At 62.6% G+C, this 18099-nt stretch carries 16 protein-coding genes; 4 read left to right on the forward strand and 12 right to left on the reverse strand.

What is annotated here, in order from left to right; translation table 11 throughout:
• Positions 1–35: 35 nt before the first annotated feature.
• Positions 36–1673 (reverse strand): mechanosensitive ion channel family protein, encoded by a 1638-nt coding sequence (locus tag GM415_RS03895; protein ID WP_158946521.1) that lies wholly within the window; start codon positions 1671–1673, stop codon positions 36–38.
• Positions 1674–1841: 168 nt separating this feature from the next.
• Between GM415_RS03895 and asnB the strand changes: the two genes are divergently transcribed.
• Positions 1842–3800: an asparagine synthase (glutamine-hydrolyzing) gene (gene asnB / locus GM415_RS03900; RefSeq protein ID WP_158946522.1), complete on the forward strand. Its 1959-nt coding sequence runs from the start codon at positions 1842–1844 to the stop codon at positions 3798–3800.
• Between the two features lie 14 nt (positions 3801–3814).
• On the opposite strand, the gene GM415_RS03905 is transcribed toward asnB, so the two are convergent.
• Positions 3815–4147, reverse strand: coding sequence for an STAS domain-containing protein (locus GM415_RS03905; protein ID WP_158946523.1), 333 nt, complete (start codon positions 4145–4147; stop codon positions 3815–3817).
• A gap of 19 nt (positions 4148–4166) precedes the next feature.
• The gene (locus GM415_RS03910) at positions 4167–6767 is read right to left on the reverse strand and encodes a SpoIIE family protein phosphatase (protein WP_242012343.1); all 2601 of its coding nucleotides are present in this window, start codon (positions 6765–6767) and stop codon (positions 4167–4169) included.
• A 144-nt stretch (positions 6768–6911) separates the two neighbouring features.
• On the opposite strand from GM415_RS03910, the gene GM415_RS03915 reads away from it, so the two are divergent.
• Positions 6912–9440 (forward strand): ABC transporter ATP-binding protein/permease, encoded by a 2529-nt coding sequence (locus GM415_RS03915; RefSeq protein ID WP_158946524.1) that lies wholly within the window; start codon positions 6912–6914, stop codon positions 9438–9440.
• A gap of 5 nt (positions 9441–9445) precedes the next feature.
• On the opposite strand, the gene GM415_RS03920 is transcribed toward GM415_RS03915, so the two are convergent.
• From GM415_RS03920 to GM415_RS03935, 4 genes are all read right to left on the reverse strand, one after another.
• Entirely contained in the window at positions 9446–9928 is a 483-nt protein-coding gene (locus tag GM415_RS03920) for a hypothetical protein (RefSeq protein ID WP_158946525.1), read from the reverse strand.
• A gap of 712 nt (positions 9929–10640) precedes the next feature.
• Positions 10641–11237 carry a VOC family protein gene (locus tag GM415_RS03925; protein ID WP_158946526.1) on the reverse strand — a complete coding sequence of 199 codons (597 nt, stop codon included), beginning with the start codon at positions 11235–11237 and terminating at the stop codon, positions 10641–10643.
• Between the two features lie 13 nt (positions 11238–11250).
• A complete protein-coding gene (locus GM415_RS03930; protein WP_422393761.1) occupies positions 11251–11748 on the reverse strand; it encodes an acyl-CoA thioesterase in 498 nt (165 codons plus the stop codon).
• A 1-nt stretch (position 11749) separates the two neighbouring features.
• Positions 11750–11992, reverse strand: coding sequence for a hypothetical protein (locus tag GM415_RS03935; protein ID WP_158946528.1), 243 nt, complete (start codon positions 11990–11992; stop codon positions 11750–11752).
• Between the two features lie 275 nt (positions 11993–12267).
• On the opposite strand from GM415_RS03935, the gene GM415_RS03940 reads away from it, so the two are divergent.
• Positions 12268–13140: a methylenetetrahydrofolate reductase gene (locus GM415_RS03940; protein ID WP_158946529.1), complete on the forward strand. Its 873-nt coding sequence runs from the start codon at positions 12268–12270 to the stop codon at positions 13138–13140.
• A gap of 48 nt (positions 13141–13188) precedes the next feature.
• On the opposite strand, the gene GM415_RS03945 is transcribed toward GM415_RS03940, so the two are convergent.
• From GM415_RS03945 to GM415_RS03955, 3 genes are read right to left on the reverse strand one after another with little or no spacing between them, the layout of a single operon-like run.
• Positions 13189–13935 carry a hypothetical protein gene (locus GM415_RS03945; protein WP_158946530.1) on the reverse strand — a complete coding sequence of 249 codons (747 nt, stop codon included), beginning with the start codon at positions 13933–13935 and terminating at the stop codon, positions 13189–13191.
• A 3-nt stretch (positions 13936–13938) separates the two neighbouring features.
• Complete coding sequence (locus GM415_RS03950) at positions 13939–14433, reverse strand: type II secretion system protein M (RefSeq protein ID WP_158946531.1); 495 nt, start codon at positions 14431–14433, stop codon at positions 13939–13941.
• Positions 14433–14939 (reverse strand): hypothetical protein, encoded by a 507-nt coding sequence (locus GM415_RS03955; protein WP_242012344.1) that lies wholly within the window; start codon positions 14937–14939, stop codon positions 14433–14435. The genes GM415_RS03950 and GM415_RS03955 overlap by 1 nt, the downstream gene beginning before the upstream one ends.
• Before the next feature lie 140 nt (positions 14940–15079).
• Between GM415_RS03955 and GM415_RS03960 the strand changes: the two genes are divergently transcribed.
• Positions 15080–15238 (forward strand): transport-associated protein, encoded by a 159-nt coding sequence (locus GM415_RS03960; protein ID WP_158946532.1) that lies wholly within the window; start codon positions 15080–15082, stop codon positions 15236–15238.
• Positions 15239–15449: 211 nt separating this feature from the next.
• Here GM415_RS03960 and GM415_RS03965 read toward each other — a convergent pair whose 3' ends face one another.
• Together GM415_RS03965 and GM415_RS03970 are read right to left on the reverse strand one after the other, a co-directional pair.
• Positions 15450–16517 carry a M24 family metallopeptidase gene (locus tag GM415_RS03965; RefSeq protein WP_158946533.1) on the reverse strand — a complete coding sequence of 356 codons (1068 nt, stop codon included), beginning with the start codon at positions 16515–16517 and terminating at the stop codon, positions 15450–15452.
• A 116-nt stretch (positions 16518–16633) separates the two neighbouring features.
• The gene (locus GM415_RS03970; RefSeq protein ID WP_158946534.1) at positions 16634–17995 is read right to left on the reverse strand and encodes a protoporphyrinogen/coproporphyrinogen oxidase; all 1362 of its coding nucleotides are present in this window, start codon (positions 17993–17995) and stop codon (positions 16634–16636) included.
• Positions 17996–18099 lie beyond the last annotated feature (104 nt).

Raw genomic sequence — 18099 nt, forward strand, 5'->3', positions numbered from 1 at the left:
ACCATCCGGCACAGCCAGGTCGCGCCGCCGCCTGCTCAGTCCTCCGTCCTGTGGATGTGAATTTCCTGCTGCGGGAAGGGGATGATAATGCCCTTCTCGTTGAAAGCCCTGTAGATGTCCTTGCAGAGCAGGTGCACGAGCCTGCCCCGGTCGTGGGGGCGGGCCGCCCAGCAGAGCAGCTCGAATTCGAGTGCGGAGTCGCCGAAGGCGCGGAAGCGCACCCGGGGCTCGGGATCGGCGATGACCAGCGCGTTCTGCCGGGCCATCTCCAGCAGCGTGGCCTCCACCAGGTCGATGTCGGAGCCGTAGGCCACCCCGATCTTGACACCCACCCGGAACGAGGGGTGGGGCATGCTCTGGTTCACCACTTTGGCGTTGGTGATGACCGAGTTGGGGATGGAGATCATGATGTCGCCACGGGTGAGCAGCCGGGTGCTGCGCATGCCCACGGCCATGACCTCGCCCCGCTCGCCGCTGTCCAGGACGATATAGTCGCCGGCGCGAAAAGGACGGTCCATGAAGATGGACACTCCGCCGAAGAAGTTGGCCAGGGTTTCCCGCGCGGCCAGGGCCACGGCCACGCCCGCGATGCCTGCGGAAGCGAAGATGGCGGTGACAGGAATACCGAAGTGGCTCCCCACGTGGTAGAAAAGGATGAAGATCAGGCAGAAGGTGACCAGCCTGCACAGCAGCTTGATCACGTCGGCGTCCAGGGCTTCCTCCTTGATCTTGGCGGAGCTTATTATCATCCGCATGACGATGTTTCCGGCGTAGATGATCGCGATTCCGGCGAAGACAGCAAAGGCGGCTCCGAGCACCACGGTCAGGTAGCGCAGGATGTCGCCGGTGATGTTGATCTGGTCGTTGGCGATGAATTTGATGAACGTGCACATCCCCATGGCGTACAGGGGAAAGAGCATGCGCTTCGTATGGAGTTTGCCCGGCTTGGCCTGGTCCGGACGAATCCTGCTCCATTTCCAGACAAGCCAGATGGAAAAGCCGCAAACTGCCATGACCACAAACAGCGCGAGCCACTGCCAGATGGCCTGACCATGGACGCCCTCCATCATCCAGTCGGGCAACCGCTTCAGAAATCCGTCAGGGATCATCCAGCCCGAGGAGTAAATGTACTGCTCGTAGAAGCCGGTGTAGTCCGGCCCCTTGTCGATGCGATACGGCAGGTCCTTGACCTCGTTGTAGAATCCTTCCAGCTGGTCCACCGTGGCCGCAGTAAAGAGGTAGGACCCCATGCGGGGACCGGCCGCAATTCTTTCGATGGTGATTTCGGTATGGGGAATACGCCAGCGCAGGAGCTTGTTTTCCCGCACCTGGTTTTTGTCCGGGACGTCCGCTGTCTCGGGCAGCTCAATGCGGTCGAGGATCTCGCGCAGCATGAGCACGGATTCCACCGCAACTTCGCTTCGCAGAGTCGGGGGGACCTGCTCGAGATCGAAGCAGCGTTCGGCCCGCTGCAGGTACTCCCGCTCCAGGAAGACATCCTCCCTGCTGGCCGTGGCCGCCTCGTAAAGCTTGTCCGTATAGGTGAGAAAGCTGTTCAGCGTGGCCCTGGGGCTGGACGTGTCCGGCGGCTCCAGCGGAAAGAGGTTCGCCGCTCCGGCGGGCAGGGAAAGCAGCAAAAGAATAAGCAGGACAAAAGACGCGCGGCGAAACATGGAAACTCCCGTTTGTTGCAAGATGGCATACCCTATCACAATCCCTTGACCGGACGCCATCGGCTTATAGGGCAATCAGGACACGCCGCAGCATCCCACGCCCGTCCCCGCCATGGCGGCCATTCGCTCCTTCCCAAAGGTCGGGGGGGCTGGTAAGGAATCCTTGCTATGTGTGGAATCTGCGGCTTCATCAATCCGGGCATGACCGGCGACGCGCAAGGGCTTGCGGCCCTGGCCGAACGCATGGCCGACACCCTCGCCCACCGGGGTCCGGACGCCCACGGGGCCTACGGCGATCCCGAGGCGGGTGTCGGGCTGGGGCATCGCCGCCTCTCCATCCTGGACCTCTCGCCCGCGGGCTCGCAGCCCATGCACGGCGGAGACGGGCGATTCGTGCTGGCCCACAACGGCGAGATATACAATTTTCTGGAACTGCGTCGGGAACTTGAGGCCGAAGGCGGCCCGTTCCTGCCCTGGCGCGGGGACTCGGACACCGAGGTCATGCTGGCCGCGTTCCAGGTCTGGGGCGTGGAAGGGGCACTCACCCGGTTTGCGGGCATGTTCGCCTTCGCCCTCTGGGACCGGAAGGAGCGCATCCTGCACTTGGCCAGGGACCGCATGGGCGAGAAGCCGCTCTATTTCGGACGGGCGGGCAGCGGGCTGGTCTTCGGCTCGGAGCTGAAGGCGCTCCGGGCGCACCCGGACTTCGAGGCCGGGCTGGACATGGAGGCCCTCTCCCTGTTCCTGCGCTACCAGTACGTCCCCGAACCGCGCTCCATTTATGCGAACGCGCACAAGCTCATGCCCGGCCATCTGCTATCCATCCGCGCGGACAGACCGCAGGAATGGAACCCCAGGCCCTACTGGTCCCTGCGTGACTGCGTGGAGCGCGCCCAGGCCGATCCGTTCACCGGCTCGGAGCAGGAGGCCGCGGACGGACTGGAAACCCTGCTCTCGCAGGCGGTGCAAAACCAGATGCTCTCGGATGTGCCCCTGGGGGCACTGCTCTCGGGCGGAATCGACTCCTCACTGGTTACGGCGCTGATGCAGGCGGCCTCGGATCGCCCGGTGCGCAGCTTCACCATCGGTTTTGCGGACAAGGCCTACGACGAGTCCTCGGACGCCCGACGCGTGGCCGACCACCTGGGCACGGAGCACACCGAACTTTTCGTCACCCCGGAACACGTGCTCGACCTGATCGGCGGGCTGCCCGAGCTCTACGACGAGCCCTTTGCCGACGCCTCGCAGTTGCCCACCCATCTGGTGGCCAGACTCACCCGGGAGCACGTCACCGTCTGCCTCACCGGAGACGGCGGGGACGAGACCTTCGCCGGGTACAATCGTCATTTCTGGGCCCCTGCCGTGTGGGACCGAATCGGAAGCGTTCCCGCGCCGCTGCGCACGCTGGCGGCCTCGACCATGCGGCTGGTCCCGCCCGGCGGATACGACACCCTGTTCGAAGCGGCGGACGGCCTGCTGCCGGAATCCCTGCGGGTGCGCACCCCCGGCTTCAAGGCCCACAAGCTGGCCGACGCACTGGGCGCACCCACGAAGGAGGCGCTCTACAAGCGGCTCTGCTCGGCCTGGCCCGATCCAAACGCGCTGACCGGGACGCCCGAGCCCGCCACGCTGGTGGACCGGCCCGGCGCCTGGCCGCGCACGGACGGCTACACGCGGTGGATGCAGTTCATGGATTCCGTGACCTACCTGCCGGGGGACATCCTGCACAAGGTCGACCGCGCCGCCATGGGCGTGGCCCTGGAGTCACGCGCGCCGTTCCTGGACCATCGGGTGGTGGAGTTCGCCTGGCGGCTGCCCCTGCCCATGCTGCTTGCGGGGCGGGAGGGCAAGCGCATTCTGCGCACGATCCTGTACCGGCACGTGCCGCGCGAGTTGGTGGACCGACCCAAGACCGGCTTCGGCGCGCCGCTGGAGCACTGGCTGCGCGGACCGCTCCGCGACTGGGCGCACGAACTCCTGGACCCGGCCCGCATCCGGCAACAGGGACTGTTCCGGGCCGAGGCCGTTTCCGGGCAACTGGCGGATCACATGAGCGGCAGGCGCGACAACCAGTACCGGCTGTGGACCATGCTCATGTTCCAGGCGTGGTACGACAGGTGGATGTAGGGAACGCCCGACGGCTACATGGCGTCCAGCGCGGCGGTCCGATCTCCGTAGAGGGGAAATATCTTGTCGTATCCCGAGACCTCGAAGACTTCCTGGATGTAGTCCTTGATACCGCAGATGCCCACGGCGCCGGAGGCCTTCTTGAGGCGCTGGTAGGCCAGGACCAGGACGCGCAGGCCGGAAGAGTTGATGTAATCAAGCCCTGAAAAGTCGAAGAGCAGTTTGGTCTCGCCGCCCTCGAGCAGGGCGAGGACTTTTTCCTCAAGCACCTGGGTGCCTTCGGCATCGAGATTGCCGTCGACGGTCAGGACGCTGACGCCGTTTTCCTTGGTTTCCTTCAGAGCCATGATTCCTCCCTATTGCAACCTACCCCTGGTGGGCGCAGGTCTTCAGATCTTTTGTCATTGTCAGAATGTTCTTGCCGTTGCTTCGCTGGTACTTGATGTGGCTGACCATGTTCTTGACCAGGTGGACGCCCATGCCCCCGATCTGTCGCTGGCGTTCCTCCAGCGGAGTGTCGAGCTCCGGCTCGGGCGCCTCCAGGATGTTGAAGGGCTCGGCGTCGTCCTCGATTCGGATGGTCAGCATGTCGTCCTGCTTGGCGATGGTGACCTCGATGGGATGTTCGTCCAGGTCGGCGTAGCCGTAGGTTATGATGTTGGAGATCAGTTCGTCCAGCACGAGAGTGAGGTGAAAGACCGCCTTGGGCGGCAGACCGTGGCATCTGCCGAAGGATTCCACGCGCGGCTGGAAGCACTTGAAGCAGTTTTCCTTGTTGGTCATCCGGAATGTGGTGGCGTCGACGTTCACTTCCTTGTCCCTCTTGATGACGACCACCGCGATGTCGTCCTCCTGCCCGGCGGGCCGGAATGCGCCGGCGGCGTCCATCAACGCCGCGCGAATGGTCTCCGCATTGTTGTGCGCATTCTCCTTGACGATGGCAAGCATTCTCTTCTTGCCGAACATCTCGCCCTCTTCGTTCCGGGCCTCCCAGATTCCGTCCGTGGCCATGACAAGCACTTCCCCCGGTTCGAGGAAGGCCGTGTAGTCCTCGTACTCAAACTCCTCGAGCACGCCCAGGGCGAGGCCTTCACCGCTCAACTCGGAGAACACGCCGGTCTCCGGGTTGTATCGGATAGCGGGCTCGTGTCCCGCCCGCACCCATTGTATTTCCGGAGAATTCGCCTTGAGGCGGAGATAGAAAAGAGTCAGGAAGCGACCCGTGCCGTCCATGTCCCGGCTGAGAACCGTGTTGACAGTCTGGATGCGTTCCCTGGGCGAAATGGCGGCCGAGGAGAGGGAACGCAACAGCCCGCGCGTGGTGGCCATGACCAGGGCGGATTGCACGCCATGGCCGGACACGTCGCCCAGCACCACGCCGAGGGAACGGGTCCCCTGATCGTCCATTTCGATGAAATCGTAGTAATCGCCGCCGGTCTGATCACAGAATGAAATCCCGCCCGCGATGTCGAACCCGCACAGCTCGGGCTCCTTGCGGGGCAGCAGCAGGTTCTGGACTTCCTGCGCCAGTTTCAGGTCGCGGCGCAGCAGCAGCCGCTCCTGAAGCTTGGGGCCCATGTCGTTGAAGGCGTGGATGAGTTCGTCCCGCTCGTCGCCGGTGTGCAGGTCCATGTGTACGGAAAAGTCTCCCTTGGCCAGCCGTTTGGCCGCGTCGGCCATGTGCAGCAGGGGATTGGTCACGGCCCGCGAGCCGAACCAGGCGATGAGACCGATGATGACGATCATGATTCCGGAGACAATGGAGGAAATGCTCCTGATACGGCTGAAGAGCGTCCCCAGGGTGCCGCCCACCTGATCGGGCAGACGGGTAATCACGGAATCGGGAGCGATGAGGATGAAGCTGATCTCGTCGTTGGAGGCATAGGCCCAGAATGCGTTTTGTCCCTTGTGGCGCAGATTGACCACGCCGCCCTTGTTCTGTTTCATGGCCTCAAGCAGGGGCTCGATCCCTCGAGGATCATCGGTCTTCATCCAGTCGGGCTCGATGCCGACCATCCAGTGGCGGCGCTGGCCATCGTCGTAGGCCTGTTGGGCCAGGATGAGCAGCCGGTCCTCGTCGCCCGGTTTCCGATAAACCATGTACGCCTCGATGTCGCCGCTCCAGCGGGAACGAAGCTGGGCTTCCTCGATAATTCGGAAAATGGGGACGTCCACCGAAGCCGCACCAAGGAAGCGCCCTTCCTTGTCGCGAATGGGGTAGCTGGCCGTGCTCACGCTCAAACGGGTGGCCGGATCAATGCCCGGCGCTGTCCATACGACCTCGTCCGTTGCGTGGCGGGCGTTGAGATACCATTTCTGACTCCGGTGATCGAAGTGCGGGGGGAAGTGACCGTGTCCGGGATAGGTGAGAAACACGCCGGACTCCAGCCCGACGTTGAACCATTGGGAGTCCTTACGCTGTTCATTGAAAAGGGCCTTGAAGACGGGGGTGAGCTCGTTGAGGCGCTGGATGTCCTCTTCGGTCTTCCCGGCATCTGTCGGTTCCTCCATCATATCCATCATGCCCATCTTGGAGAGCAGGAAGGCGGGCTGCTCCAGGCTGATGTACAATGGCGAGGCCTTGCTGGTCCGCCCCCGGCGCAAATAGAGGTCGGAGGGGGCCAGATCAGGCGGGGCCGCATTGCCGGGGTGAAAATTGGAAGCGTAATAGACAGGCGAGGACTTTTCCGGCAACTGCCAGACAAGATAGTGCTCCGCCTGCCTGGCCAGCATGCGCGCGCTCAGTGAGATGGCTTGGCCGCGCGCCTCGAAATAGCGCAGCAGGCTGTCGGCGTTGTGCTCCAGCTCCGCGCGGATGATGTTGAGCATCTCCCCCCGTGTCTCGCCGGAGACCTGATCGACCATCTTGCCCGCCTGCCGGCTCATGAGAGTGCGCGACAGGAGCAACGGCCCCATACTGAAGGCCACGAGAACGATGAATATCTTGATACGGATGGAAAATTTCATAAGCTGCGCCTGCGCCCGGATTTGATCACAGCGTCCTGCCGCTGTCCACTGGCCGCCCATTATAATTACATTAAACTTGGAAAACGGCCTCATTCCGTTTATATCACTATGCATTAACTCCACACCGCAAGCAACGGGACAACCATGCCGAACGCCAATGAAACCAAGCGCGTAACAAAAACATCACTGTATTCGTGGGTGTTGTACAAGAACCTGCACCTCCAGCTCGCCGTGGTCGGGATCATCGTCATCACCGTGGCCATGCGCGTCCTGCCGTTGGAATTGCAGAAGCGGATCATCAACGAAGCCATCGGCCTCAAGGATCTGCCCGCCCTGTACCGCTACTGCGCCCTCTACATCGGCACGGTCACCCTGGCGGGCATCCTCAAGCTGGCCATCAACCTGATGCAGGTCTACATCGGGGAGCGGACCCTGAAGGTGGTCCGGGAGCGGCTTTACGAGCACCTGCTCTCCCTGCCCATCCAGTTTTATCGCCGCACCTCGCCCGGCAACGTCATCTCCTACATCATCACCGAGTTCATTCCGGTGGCCACCTTCATCGGCCAGGCCGTGGCCGTACCCGCGGTCAACATCCTGACCTTCCTGGCCATGGCCGGGTACATGATCTACCTCAACCCGACCATCGGCCTGATCTCCATCACCATCTATCCGGTGGAGATCTTCATCCTGCCCCGCATCCAGAAGTATTTCCGACGCGCCAACCGCCGCCGCATCAAGCACACCCAGAAGCTCTCCGGCCTGGTGGGCGAGGCCGTCTCCGGCGTGCACGAGGTCCACTCCAACGCCTCCATCCCCCTGGAGTCGCGCCGCTTCAGGCTGGTGCTCGAAGAGCTCTACAAGGCCACGGTCCTCCAGAACGCGCTGAAATTCGCCATCAAGTTCGTGAACAACTTCTTCATGAGCCTGGGACCGTTCGTCCTCTTTCTCATCGGCGGCTACTACGCCATTCAGGGCCACTTCGACGTCGGCGCCATCGTGGCCTTTCTCTCGGCCTACGAGAAGCTCTACGACCCGTGGAAGGAGCTGATGGAGTTCTGGCAGGTCTACCAGGACAGCTCGGTGCGCTACAAGCAGATCATGCGCGCCTTCGACCATACCCCCGAGTTCGCTCAGGACGTGGTGGGCCGCGAGCCCTACGCCCTGGACAACGATGTGGAGGTCAGGGATCTCACCTTCGTGGTCGGCGGCAACATCAAGCTGCTGGACCGCGTCTCGCTGAAGGTCAAAGGCGGCGAACATGTTGCCCTGGTCGGCTTCTCCGGCTCCGGCAAGTCCACCCTGGCCCTGTGCGTGGCCCAGCTCTACAAGTACACCAGCGGTTCTGTCATGGTCGGCGGCAGGGAGGTCTGCGAACTGGCCAAGCCGGACATGTCCTATAACCTCGGCATGGTCGCCCAGCACCCGTTCATCTTCGACGGCACGGTGCGCGAGAACCTGCTCTATTCCTGTCAGTCCCTGTCCATGCAGGGCGGGCACTGCCCCGGCCCGGCCGAGGAACCCGACCTGGACACCCTGATCAAGATCACCCAGCAGGTGGGGCTGTTCACGGACGTGCTCGCCTTTGCCCTGCGCTCCCGCCTGGAGGACGGAAAACACGACGACCTGCGCGACTCCATCGTGGCCGTGCGCCGGGACTTCCAGGAAGGTCAGGAAGGCATGTACGCGGACGTGGCCGAGCACATCGAATTTTTCGAGATGGACAACTACAGCCACTACATGACCGTGGCCGAGAACATCGCCTTCGGCGCGGCCGTGGAGAAGGACTACGACCAGGAGCACCTCCATCTCCAGCCCGGATTCATCGAATTCCTCCAGAGCCACGGCCTCATGGCGCACCTCATCGTGCTGGGTGAGACCCTGGCCCGCGTGGTCACCGACGAACTGGGCCCCGAACCTTCCCACGAGGCCTTCGAAGGTTCGCCCATTCCCGAGGCCGAGTACGGCGAATACCAGAAGGTGGCCAACCGGATCGATTCCGGCGAACCCCTCAGCGCGGAAGAAAAAGACCTGATCCTCAAGCTCGCCCTGGGATTCACGCCCGGCATACACCGCCAGGTTCCCCTGGACAGGGGATTCGCCAACCGGGTGGTCAACTCCCGCCAGGACTTCATAGACCTGGTCAACGAGACCCGTCCCGGCGCATTCAGCTTCTTCATGGGAGACGAATACATCGGCGCGGTCAACATCAAGGATAACATTCTGTTCGGCCGCGTCCGTTCCGACGATCCCAGCGCGGAGGACGAGATCAACCACCGCATCATGCAGGCCCTGATCATGCAGGGAGCCCTGGAACCCGTGGCCGAGATCGGCCTGGAGTTCGAGGTGGGCTCCATGGGCGACCGCCTGTCCGGCGGCCAGCGCCAGAAAATCGCCCTGGCCCGGACCTTCCTCAAGAATCCGCCCGTGCTCATCCTGGACGAGGCCACCGCCGCCCTGGACAACAAGTCCCAGGCCCGGGTCCAGAACATCATCACCAACAACCTCAAGGGCAAGTCCACGGTCCTGGCGGTCATCCACCGGCTGGACATGCTCCCCTACTACGACAAGGTCGTGGTCCTGAAGGCGGGCAAAATCGTTGAACAGGGCCCGTACCAGGAGCTGCTCGACAGGAAGGGAGCCCTGTACACTCTGGTTCACGGCAAAGAAGATTAATCTTTTTAGCTACGACGCACCCAGCCGATACATTGTTTTTCCAGTGTATCGGCTGTTTTTTTGCCAATGAGCAAAATTTTCGTCACGAAATAAAGAAAATAAACGCAGGATTTCCACTTTACATGGGTAAATTTTGCATGTAGGCCAACTTTACCCAAATCGGGACTCTCTCTCATAGGGCTTCGGCCCCGGAGCTGGTCTCCGGGGCCGGAGACCAGTGAAAGCTCCATCAATTCCCCCCTTTTTTTTAGATCACGCCGCAGGATTTTGAGCCTGGCGGACCCTTTTTTTTGGCATGTGCGCCTAAATCCGGCTCTCTGCTGGAGTGAGGTGGCTGCCCTTTTTGCGATTAAGAAGAGATAAGGAAGCCGCCTGTCGGCGGCGATTGATGTTGAAAGGGTTTCGGCCCTTTCGGGCCGACCTTCTTTTGGGCTAGCGCGTCCAAAAGAAGGCAAAAGACGCGCTTTTTGGTGCTGCAGCGCGATCACGGGCCTAAGAGCCGCTAACACGGCTTCCGCTGCCCGAAATGCGAAAGCCTGCGGGCAGGCGCGCTTCGGGCTGCACTACAGCCGTGTGCAAGCGGCTCTAAGCCCCGAGCTCGATGACCGGTCGTTGCCTGGTTGATTGGTAGCTTACCGGATGGTGTTATTTATCTTCTCCCGCCAAGTCGAGCTAGCACCCAGCTATGCGATAGGGGCAACTCATCCTCGCCCATCAAATCGAGCGACCCCGCTGTGATGAATCAAAAAGAAGCCATTCGGCGCTTCGACTTCCTCATCGGAGGTCCGCAGTCAGCCCCTTGCTCACGGGCCTAGAAGCTCACCAAGCCGGGCGGCGGCTTTTGTCCCGGAATCCGCACGGGGTCGGACGGCCTCCGAACAGTAAAGTTGGCAGAGCGTCCCACTCAACGAAGTCCGGAGCCGACCGGGTTGGATGAGATTCTTGCCCGAGAGCATCGGGGCGGGGATGACGCTCCAAGCGCCTTTTCTTTCGTCCATTTCTTTTGGTGCAGCAAAAGAAATGGACCCCGCCGGGAGGGCATGGAGGGCTTTTGGGGCGCAGCCCCAAACCCGGCTCTCGCGCGCTGCAAGCGCGATTCCCGGAGGGGGAGGAGCGGAACGCTCCAACACCGGCTCTTCCCGCGCCACAGGCGCGAACCCGGAAGCGAGGGGGCAGGCCCCAACGCTGGCTCTTACCAACCTACGGCAACAAAGCCTTCTCCACCGCCTCGCGAATCTTGTCGCCTTCCCCTTCATACACGGCACGCTCCTCCACGGGCGTGGGAGCCGTCACCTCGGGCCAAACCCCGGGCTGGGGTTCGCTGCCCTTGAGCGCCTCTGCGGACGGCTCCACATCGACCATGACCGGGGTCCTGCGAATGTCCACCTCCGGAACCGGAGCGGAAAACTCGATGGGGATATTGTTGGGATCGAAGGTGTAGATGGAATGGATGAACCCGTGGTCCACCACCTCCGAACACCAGAAGTCTGCGGCCTCAAGCTTGTCCTTGAGTTCCCAGAGATCCTCCTCGCCAGCCACCTCGAAAGAGATATGATCGAAGGCGGCCTTGCCCTTGACAGGAAAGCCGTGGTCCTTTTCGTCCAGGGGCTCCACGCCCGGCCACTCGAAAAAGGCGATCATGTCGTGCCCGGTGATTTCAAAGAAGTAGTGGCGGTAGCCGGGATGCCCCAGGCCGGTTACCAGGCGCATGCCGAGGAGGTCGCGCCAGAAGCGGATGGTCCCGTCCATGTCGCCGGTGACCATGGCCAGATGGTTGATGCCGGTGTATTCGACCACGGGAAACCTCCTGTTATTCCTTTTGTGCCGATGCCCACCCTTCTTCCAGGGCGCGCTCGCGCTGGCGGTTGGCGCGACGCTGCTCGGCCTCGCGATGCCGCCGCCGGGCGGTGTCGGTGTCCAGTTTGAGCGGGGCCACCGGGGTGGGCTTGCCTTCGTCACTCAGGGCCACGAAGGTCAGGTAGGCCGAGTTGGTGTGGCGCACCTCTCCGGTGCGCAGGTTTTCTGCCTCCACGCGCACGCCGATCTCCATGGAGGAGCGGCCCACGTGGTTCAGTGACGCCTTGAAAATGAGCAGCTCCCCCATGTAGGCGGGCTGCCTGAACGACATGCGATCAATGGACGCGGTGACCACGTTGCCGCGCGAGTGACGCTTGGCCACCACTCCGGCGGTGGTGTCGATATGCTTGAGGATAACACCGCCGTGCAGGTTGCCCGCAGGGTTGGCATCCTGGGGCAGAACCAAGTGTGTCATGATCACTTCCGTATCTTTGGCGGATTTGGGTTCCACTTCATTCTCCCTTGTGTTTTCCGTATTCGACCCGCGCCTCCCAGACCAGCTTGCCGACCTTTCTGCCAAGGTCGGCCTGGCGGGCGCGGATAAGCGCTTCGGAGGCCTCCTGATTGCCCTGCTGCTTGAGCAGAGTGGCGGACTCCAGATCACGCAGGTGCTTCTCGCACTCGTGGATCAGCCCGGACAGGTTCAGGGTCTCCAATTCCTTGGGCACGCGCACGGAGCGTACTTTCCTGCTCATGAACAACCTCCCGCTGTTTTCATACCGTCATACCATTCTGATGACAGAGCGTGCCCCACCGGTCAAGCTGTTCCGTGCCACGCGCGCCGGGCCCTCCCGGCGCGGCCCCCCTTTACCGACCCGCACATCGCATCGTCAACTCGCGAACCATACGCTTCCCTCACCGGAGACTACGCCATTTGACTTGACACGCGCCCTCGCCTTCCGTAGTCATACATCAATATATCTTTATATTGAGATTCATTGATACAGCAGAAGCCAAGGAGGTTGCGAACATGCGCATTCCCGATTTGATCCGTGGCCTGGACAGGCCCTTCGTTTCCGTCGAACTGTTGCCGCCCCGGCGGGAGACCGAGCAGTCAGGGTTTCTGGCGGCGGTGGAGAAGATGAAAGCCATGAAGCCGCTCTTTGCGGCCGTGACCTGCGGGGCGGGCGGGTCCGGCTCCGTGGGCACGCTGCAGACCTCGCGAAATCTGGCGGAAGGGCACGGACTCACGGTCATGCCGCATATAACCTGCGTACACTCCAGGCAGGAGACCCTGGCCGATCAGCTCGACGCCATCCGGACCTGCGGCATCCGCAACGTGCTGGCCGTGCGCGGCGACTTCCCGGCTGGCATGGACTCCGGCCCACGCGGGCTAATGCACGCCTCCGACCTGGTGGCGCGCATAGCCGCGCTGGCCCCGGACCTGGCCGTGGGCGTGGCCGCCTATCCGGATGGACACCCGGAGTCGCGCTCCATCCGCGAGGACATCGGCTTTCTCAAGTTCAAGCTCGACGAGGGGGCGTCCTTCGGCGTCACCCAGCTTTTCTTCGACAACCGGCGCTACTTCGACATGCTCGACAGGCTGGCCGCAGTGGGCTGCGACAAGCCGGTCATCCCATCGGTGCTGCCCATCCGCAGCCTGGGCCAGATAAAACGGGTCATGGAGCTGTGCGACGCCCCGGTGCCGGGCAATATCCTGTCGGGTATCGAAAGCGCCCACGCCAAGGGGGGCGACGAAGCGGTCCGCGAGTACGGCATATCCCTGGCTGCGACGCAGATCAGCTCACTCCTGGAAAACGGCGCGCCGGGCGTGCACCTCTATCCCTTCAACCGGGCGGAGATGTGCGTTGAGGTCATGCGCCGGGCCGGACTGACGGCGTAGGAGTCGTGAGAGAAAGCGCGTCGCCGCGCCGCAGGCAAGAGACAGTGGCTACCAGACCGCGTCGGCCAGTGAGCCCTGCATTTCGTAGGGAAAGGTCCGCTGGCCGATGGTCATCTCGCCCTTGAGATCGAAACGGGTGCGGAAGAGGTTGCCGCGATGCAGGACGCCAGTTCCCGCAGCCTTGTACGCCAGGGGCTTGCCCATGCTGAAATCGCGGACCGTCATGTCCCTGCCGTGAATCTCGGCGGTGAACGCGAGGTCCTCCACGCTCTTGCCGTCGGGCAGCAGCAACTGCTGGGAGCGAACGTCGATCCAGCCGTTTTTCGGCAGCACCGCGCCCGCCGGCAGGAAGAGGTTTCCGGCCACGCGCAGCACGCCCCTGACGTCTGCTCCGCCCAGGAGCGTCGTCAGGTTCACGTCGCCTTCGAACTCGAAGGCCCCGCTCTGGAAGAGATTGAGCTCACACTGTGGCCCGCCGGTGTCCAGCCGGACATGGGCCACGGGAGAGAAGCCCACATTGACGTACGCCTGTTGAAATCGGAGGCTGCCCGGAGTGTTCGCCACGGAGATACGCAAACCGCGCACCCTGAAGCCGAAGGGACCGTCGCGGTCGATGGCGTCCCACTTGAGCCCCACCGACGGCAGTCTCTCGTCCAGAGAGGCCAGGGCAGAGGCCCAGATCTTGTTCCACGGCGTGAACAGGGCCGCTCCGATGAGGAACCCGAGCAGGACCAGGAAGAAGCGGGCCAGGATGCGGCCGGGCAGGGAAGAGGATTTCTGGTACGGGGATGCCACGGACTACCTCGCCAGAACGAAATGGGCGTCCGCCAGGCGCGGGTCGTCCGGGTTGCGGGTCAACGTGCAGCCCGGCGTTTGCAGGCTCGCCCGGTCGCGTAAATCGCGGAGAAAATCCATGAGCCGGTTGAGCGGCAACCCCTTGAAGGTCACCTGGGCGGCGTCGAGGCCCTCATCCAGCTGCGTTGCCCGGAAGGAGGTCAGTTGCTCCTCGATACCCAGGCCGTCGATGATGGCCCAGACCGCTTCGCTCACCGGCTTGTCAACCAGATCCCCCTGCTTGGCGCGCAGGGCGCGGACCTCTTCCACAATGGGCACCACCCGACCGTACTGTTCCCTGGCCTCAACGATGCGCTGCTCCAGGGAACCGGAAAAAAGCTTCAGCCCAACGGACACGGCAAAAGTCGCCACCACCGTGCCGACCAGCGCCAACCGGAACAGCCGCTCCTGCGAGGCCGCAGGCCAGGAAAGCCAGAAATACTTCGGTTCGCCGTGCATCACTTGGGCTCCACGATCAGACTGAAAATGATTCCGCCGAACACGTCCTCCCGCTTCTCCAGGGAAAACAGGAACTGCTCGTCATCGGTCAGGTCGTTGATGTACGAGTCGAAACGGTCGACGTTGGGGCCGAAGAAGCCGCGCACGCGGCCCCGCTTGCCCTCCAGGGCGATGCCCTCGATGCGCAGGCTCTCAACCGCCGGGCGGCTCAACGCGGCGAGCACGCCCACCGGGTCCAGCCCGATGCGGTACGTGGCCGCCAGCTTGCCCTGCTCGAACTGCAACCGGCCAAAGGGCGAGCTGCCGATATCCGGCCCGAGGACCGAGGCATACAGCTTGTCGGTCTCGCCCAGGATCTCGTTGAGCTGCGCCTTGTTGTAATGGTAGCGCAACGCCTGGCCCGCCAAAAACAGTCCGCAGATGATCACCACCCACACAAGGTTGCGCACGAACCGCTTCGACGCGGAGATTCTCGCCCTGTCCGTCATTCCGCCCAAATACGTCATTCCACCGGTCTCATCAAGGACGGCGACGCCCTTTGTCGAAAAGGGAGGCAGTGGACGGCCCGATCGTTTGCCTATATCGTAATACGTTGTGACCGGAACGGCTCCGGGACCGTATATCTCAAGAACAGGAAGGAGGTTTCATGAAACCCTGGAAGAAACTTATCGTGATCGGCTGCATCCTCGCCCTGATGCTCCCGGCCTTCGGCTGCTCGGATGAGGGCACTGCGGAAAAGGCGGGCAAGAAAATAGACCAGGCGGTCGACGACGCCAAGGATTCGGCAAAGAAGATGTTTGAATAGAGCCTGCATGAAAAAACGGAGCATCCGGTTTCCGGATGCTCCGCAAGGCAAGACACAAGCCGTCGGGCTTCTGAGAAAGGTTCGGGTGCGAGGCGCAAAATGGTTTTGCGAGGCGGCAGCCGAATCTTTGTCAGCAGCCTGAGAGGGCGCCCGATTGGCGGGCGCCCTCTTACTTTTGATATCCCTAACAATTTATCCCGACGGACCAGGATTACATTACCCGGCAGCCGTCCTCGGTTACCAGGACCTGATATTCCCAGCGGATACCGCCCCAGCTCGCGTCGTAGAGGCCCGGCTCCACGGTGACGACCATGCCCGCCGCCAGCTCGCCGGGGTAGGCCCTGGACAGGCTCGGCGCCTCATGGGTTTCCAGGCCGACCCCATGCCCCAGGCCGTGGGTGAACAGGTGCTCCACGCCCGCCTTCTCGAAGACCGAATAGGCTGCCTTGTAGGCCTCGATGCAAGACAGGCCGGGGCGGATCACATCGATGGCCGCCTGCTGTGCAGCCAGGACCAGCTCCTTGGTCTCCTTGAAGCGATCCGAGGGCTTGTCGCCCACCCAGAAGGTCCGGGTCTGATCGGAATTATACTCCTCCAGACGGCACCCTGTGTCGATGAGCACCATCTCGTTGTCCAGCACCTTGTCCGAACCGGGGATGGCGTGCGGCAGGGCCGCGTTGGGACCAACGCCCACGATGGTGGAGAAAGCCAGTTCCTCTGCCCCGTTCTCGCGGAAGAACCGCTCCACATCCCAGGAGACCTGCTCCTCGGTCATGCCCGGCTCCAGCCGCTGTTCGATGTACTCGAAGAGACGGTGGTTGAGGGCCATGGACGCGTCCATGCGGCGAATCTCGTCCTCGTCCTTGATGATGCGCAGGGATTCCACCAGGTTGTCCGTGGAGGCCAGGGAAAAGCGCTCCTTCAGGTTGTCGTAGTCGAACAGGTGGAGCGCCTTGGGCTCGATGCCCAGCGATTTCACGCCCGCGCTCTTGAGCACTTCACCCATCAGCACGAACTTGTTGGCCGAATAGATGTGCAGGTTGTCCTCGCCCCACACGCCCCGGGCCGCGTCGAAGTAGCGCGGGTCGGTGAACAGCTTGTCCTCGCCGTCAGCGGTGATCACCAGCCAGCCCGAGGATTCGTTACACTGCGGGTCGTGCAGCTCGAAGCCGCTCAGGTAGTAGCGGTTGGCCGCGTGGGAGACCAGCAGTGCGGGGATCTCCTTCTCCTTGAGCAGCCGCTTGAGGTTCTCTCGCCGTTGTTCGTATATGTTCTTCATGTCGTTCCTCGCTTTCGGCCCTGAAAAACGGACGCGCGGACGCCGGCAACGACCTGGAGGCCGCGCCGTGCGCCGGGGTCCGTGCCGCCGCCGAAATGGCAGCGGCCGTGGGCCGGTTATTCCCAGGAATAGGTTGATTCGGGCGTATCAGTGACCATGCGTTCGGCCCACTCCACGCCCTGCATGACAGAGTGGTCCATGTTGGACACCTCGTACTTCCAGCCGCCGAAACGGCCACGCGAGTAGATGTCCAATTCCTCCAACCGGGGCTGGATGGCGCGCAGGGAGGCGTCCCGGGAGAGGGTGGGCACGGGATAGCCGTAGTCCACGTTGGTCTCCCACCGGGTGACGATGTCGTCCACCCTGCTCTGGTCCAGCAAGGAGGTATTTACCAGACCCGCGACGGTACGGTCCATCAATTCGTCGATCTTTTCGGGCTTGTGCGCGGAGTGTGAGGTCTCGCACATGAAGGCAAGCTGCTCGCCTGGCCGGGCCACGTTGTTGGGCGAGTAGTTGTGAAAGTTGGTCACCCGGTAAAAGGGGCAGTCCTTCTCCGGGAAATACATCCAGCAGCGGGAGTTGCGCTCGCGCTCCTCGCGGATGTCCAGGCCGACCCCGGCCACGTGCACCGCGTTGTGCTCCAGGCCGGACGCGGCCTCCACCAGAGCGGAATCCGGCGAAGCCATCCACTCAGCGACGAAGCGGTCCAGGGGCGCGGTGTTCAGGAGCACGTCGTACTCAACCTCCAGACCGTCCAGGGTGGTCACGCGTTTGGCCAAGGCGTCCACCGAAGCCACTTCCTGGCCGTAGCGGATGCGATCGCCCTGGAGAGAGGCCATGCGCCGGAATATTTCTCCAGTGCCGCCGTGAAGCGGAAATTTGAAGGTGTTGTTCGGCCCCCAGGCCACGTCGTCCTGCGCCAGGATGATGTTCTTGAGCACCTTTCGCAGGTCCACGACGCTGACCCGCTCGCCGATCCAGTTGAACTGCATCAGCTCGGGCGGTGTGGCCCACACCTTGAAATTGTACGGGGCCATGAAATGTCTGGCGATGCCCGCGCCAAAGATATGCTCGAACCACTGGGCGAAATTTTCCGGCGCGGCCTCGGACCGGTTGCCGGGCAACAATCCCTCCACGCACTCCCAGCGGGGCTCGCGCGGCAGGTAGCGGATATTGTTCTGGAAGGGATACGGCACCCAGGAGCCGTGGGAGCGGACCCAGGACTCGCGCTGGTGCTCCAGCCGCTCCTCGCCAAGCAGGGAATCCATGAGCGCGTCGAAATACGCATAGTGCGAGAAGACCACGTGGCCGCCGATGTCCCAGGTGAACCCGGCGTCGTCCCGGAAGCTGGCCGCCAGGCCGCCCGCGTGGCCGTGCCGCTCAAGCACCAGGTAGTCGTCCGCGCCGAGTTCCTTGAGCCGGTGGGCCGCGCCAAGGCCGGTGGGGCCCGCCCCGATGATCAGGTATCTGGTCTTCACGTATTCGTCCTTGTCTTGCTCCCAAAGGGGGAAGTTATTTCCATCCGGAAGAGATAATCAAGTTTGATGCCAACATGCGTCGAAACGGACGCCCTTGACCGCAA

Origin of the sequence: Pseudodesulfovibrio cashew (genome assembly GCF_009762795.1) — a bacterium.
Taxonomy (GTDB): Bacteria; Desulfobacterota; Desulfovibrionia; order Desulfovibrionales; family Desulfovibrionaceae; genus Pseudodesulfovibrio; species Pseudodesulfovibrio cashew.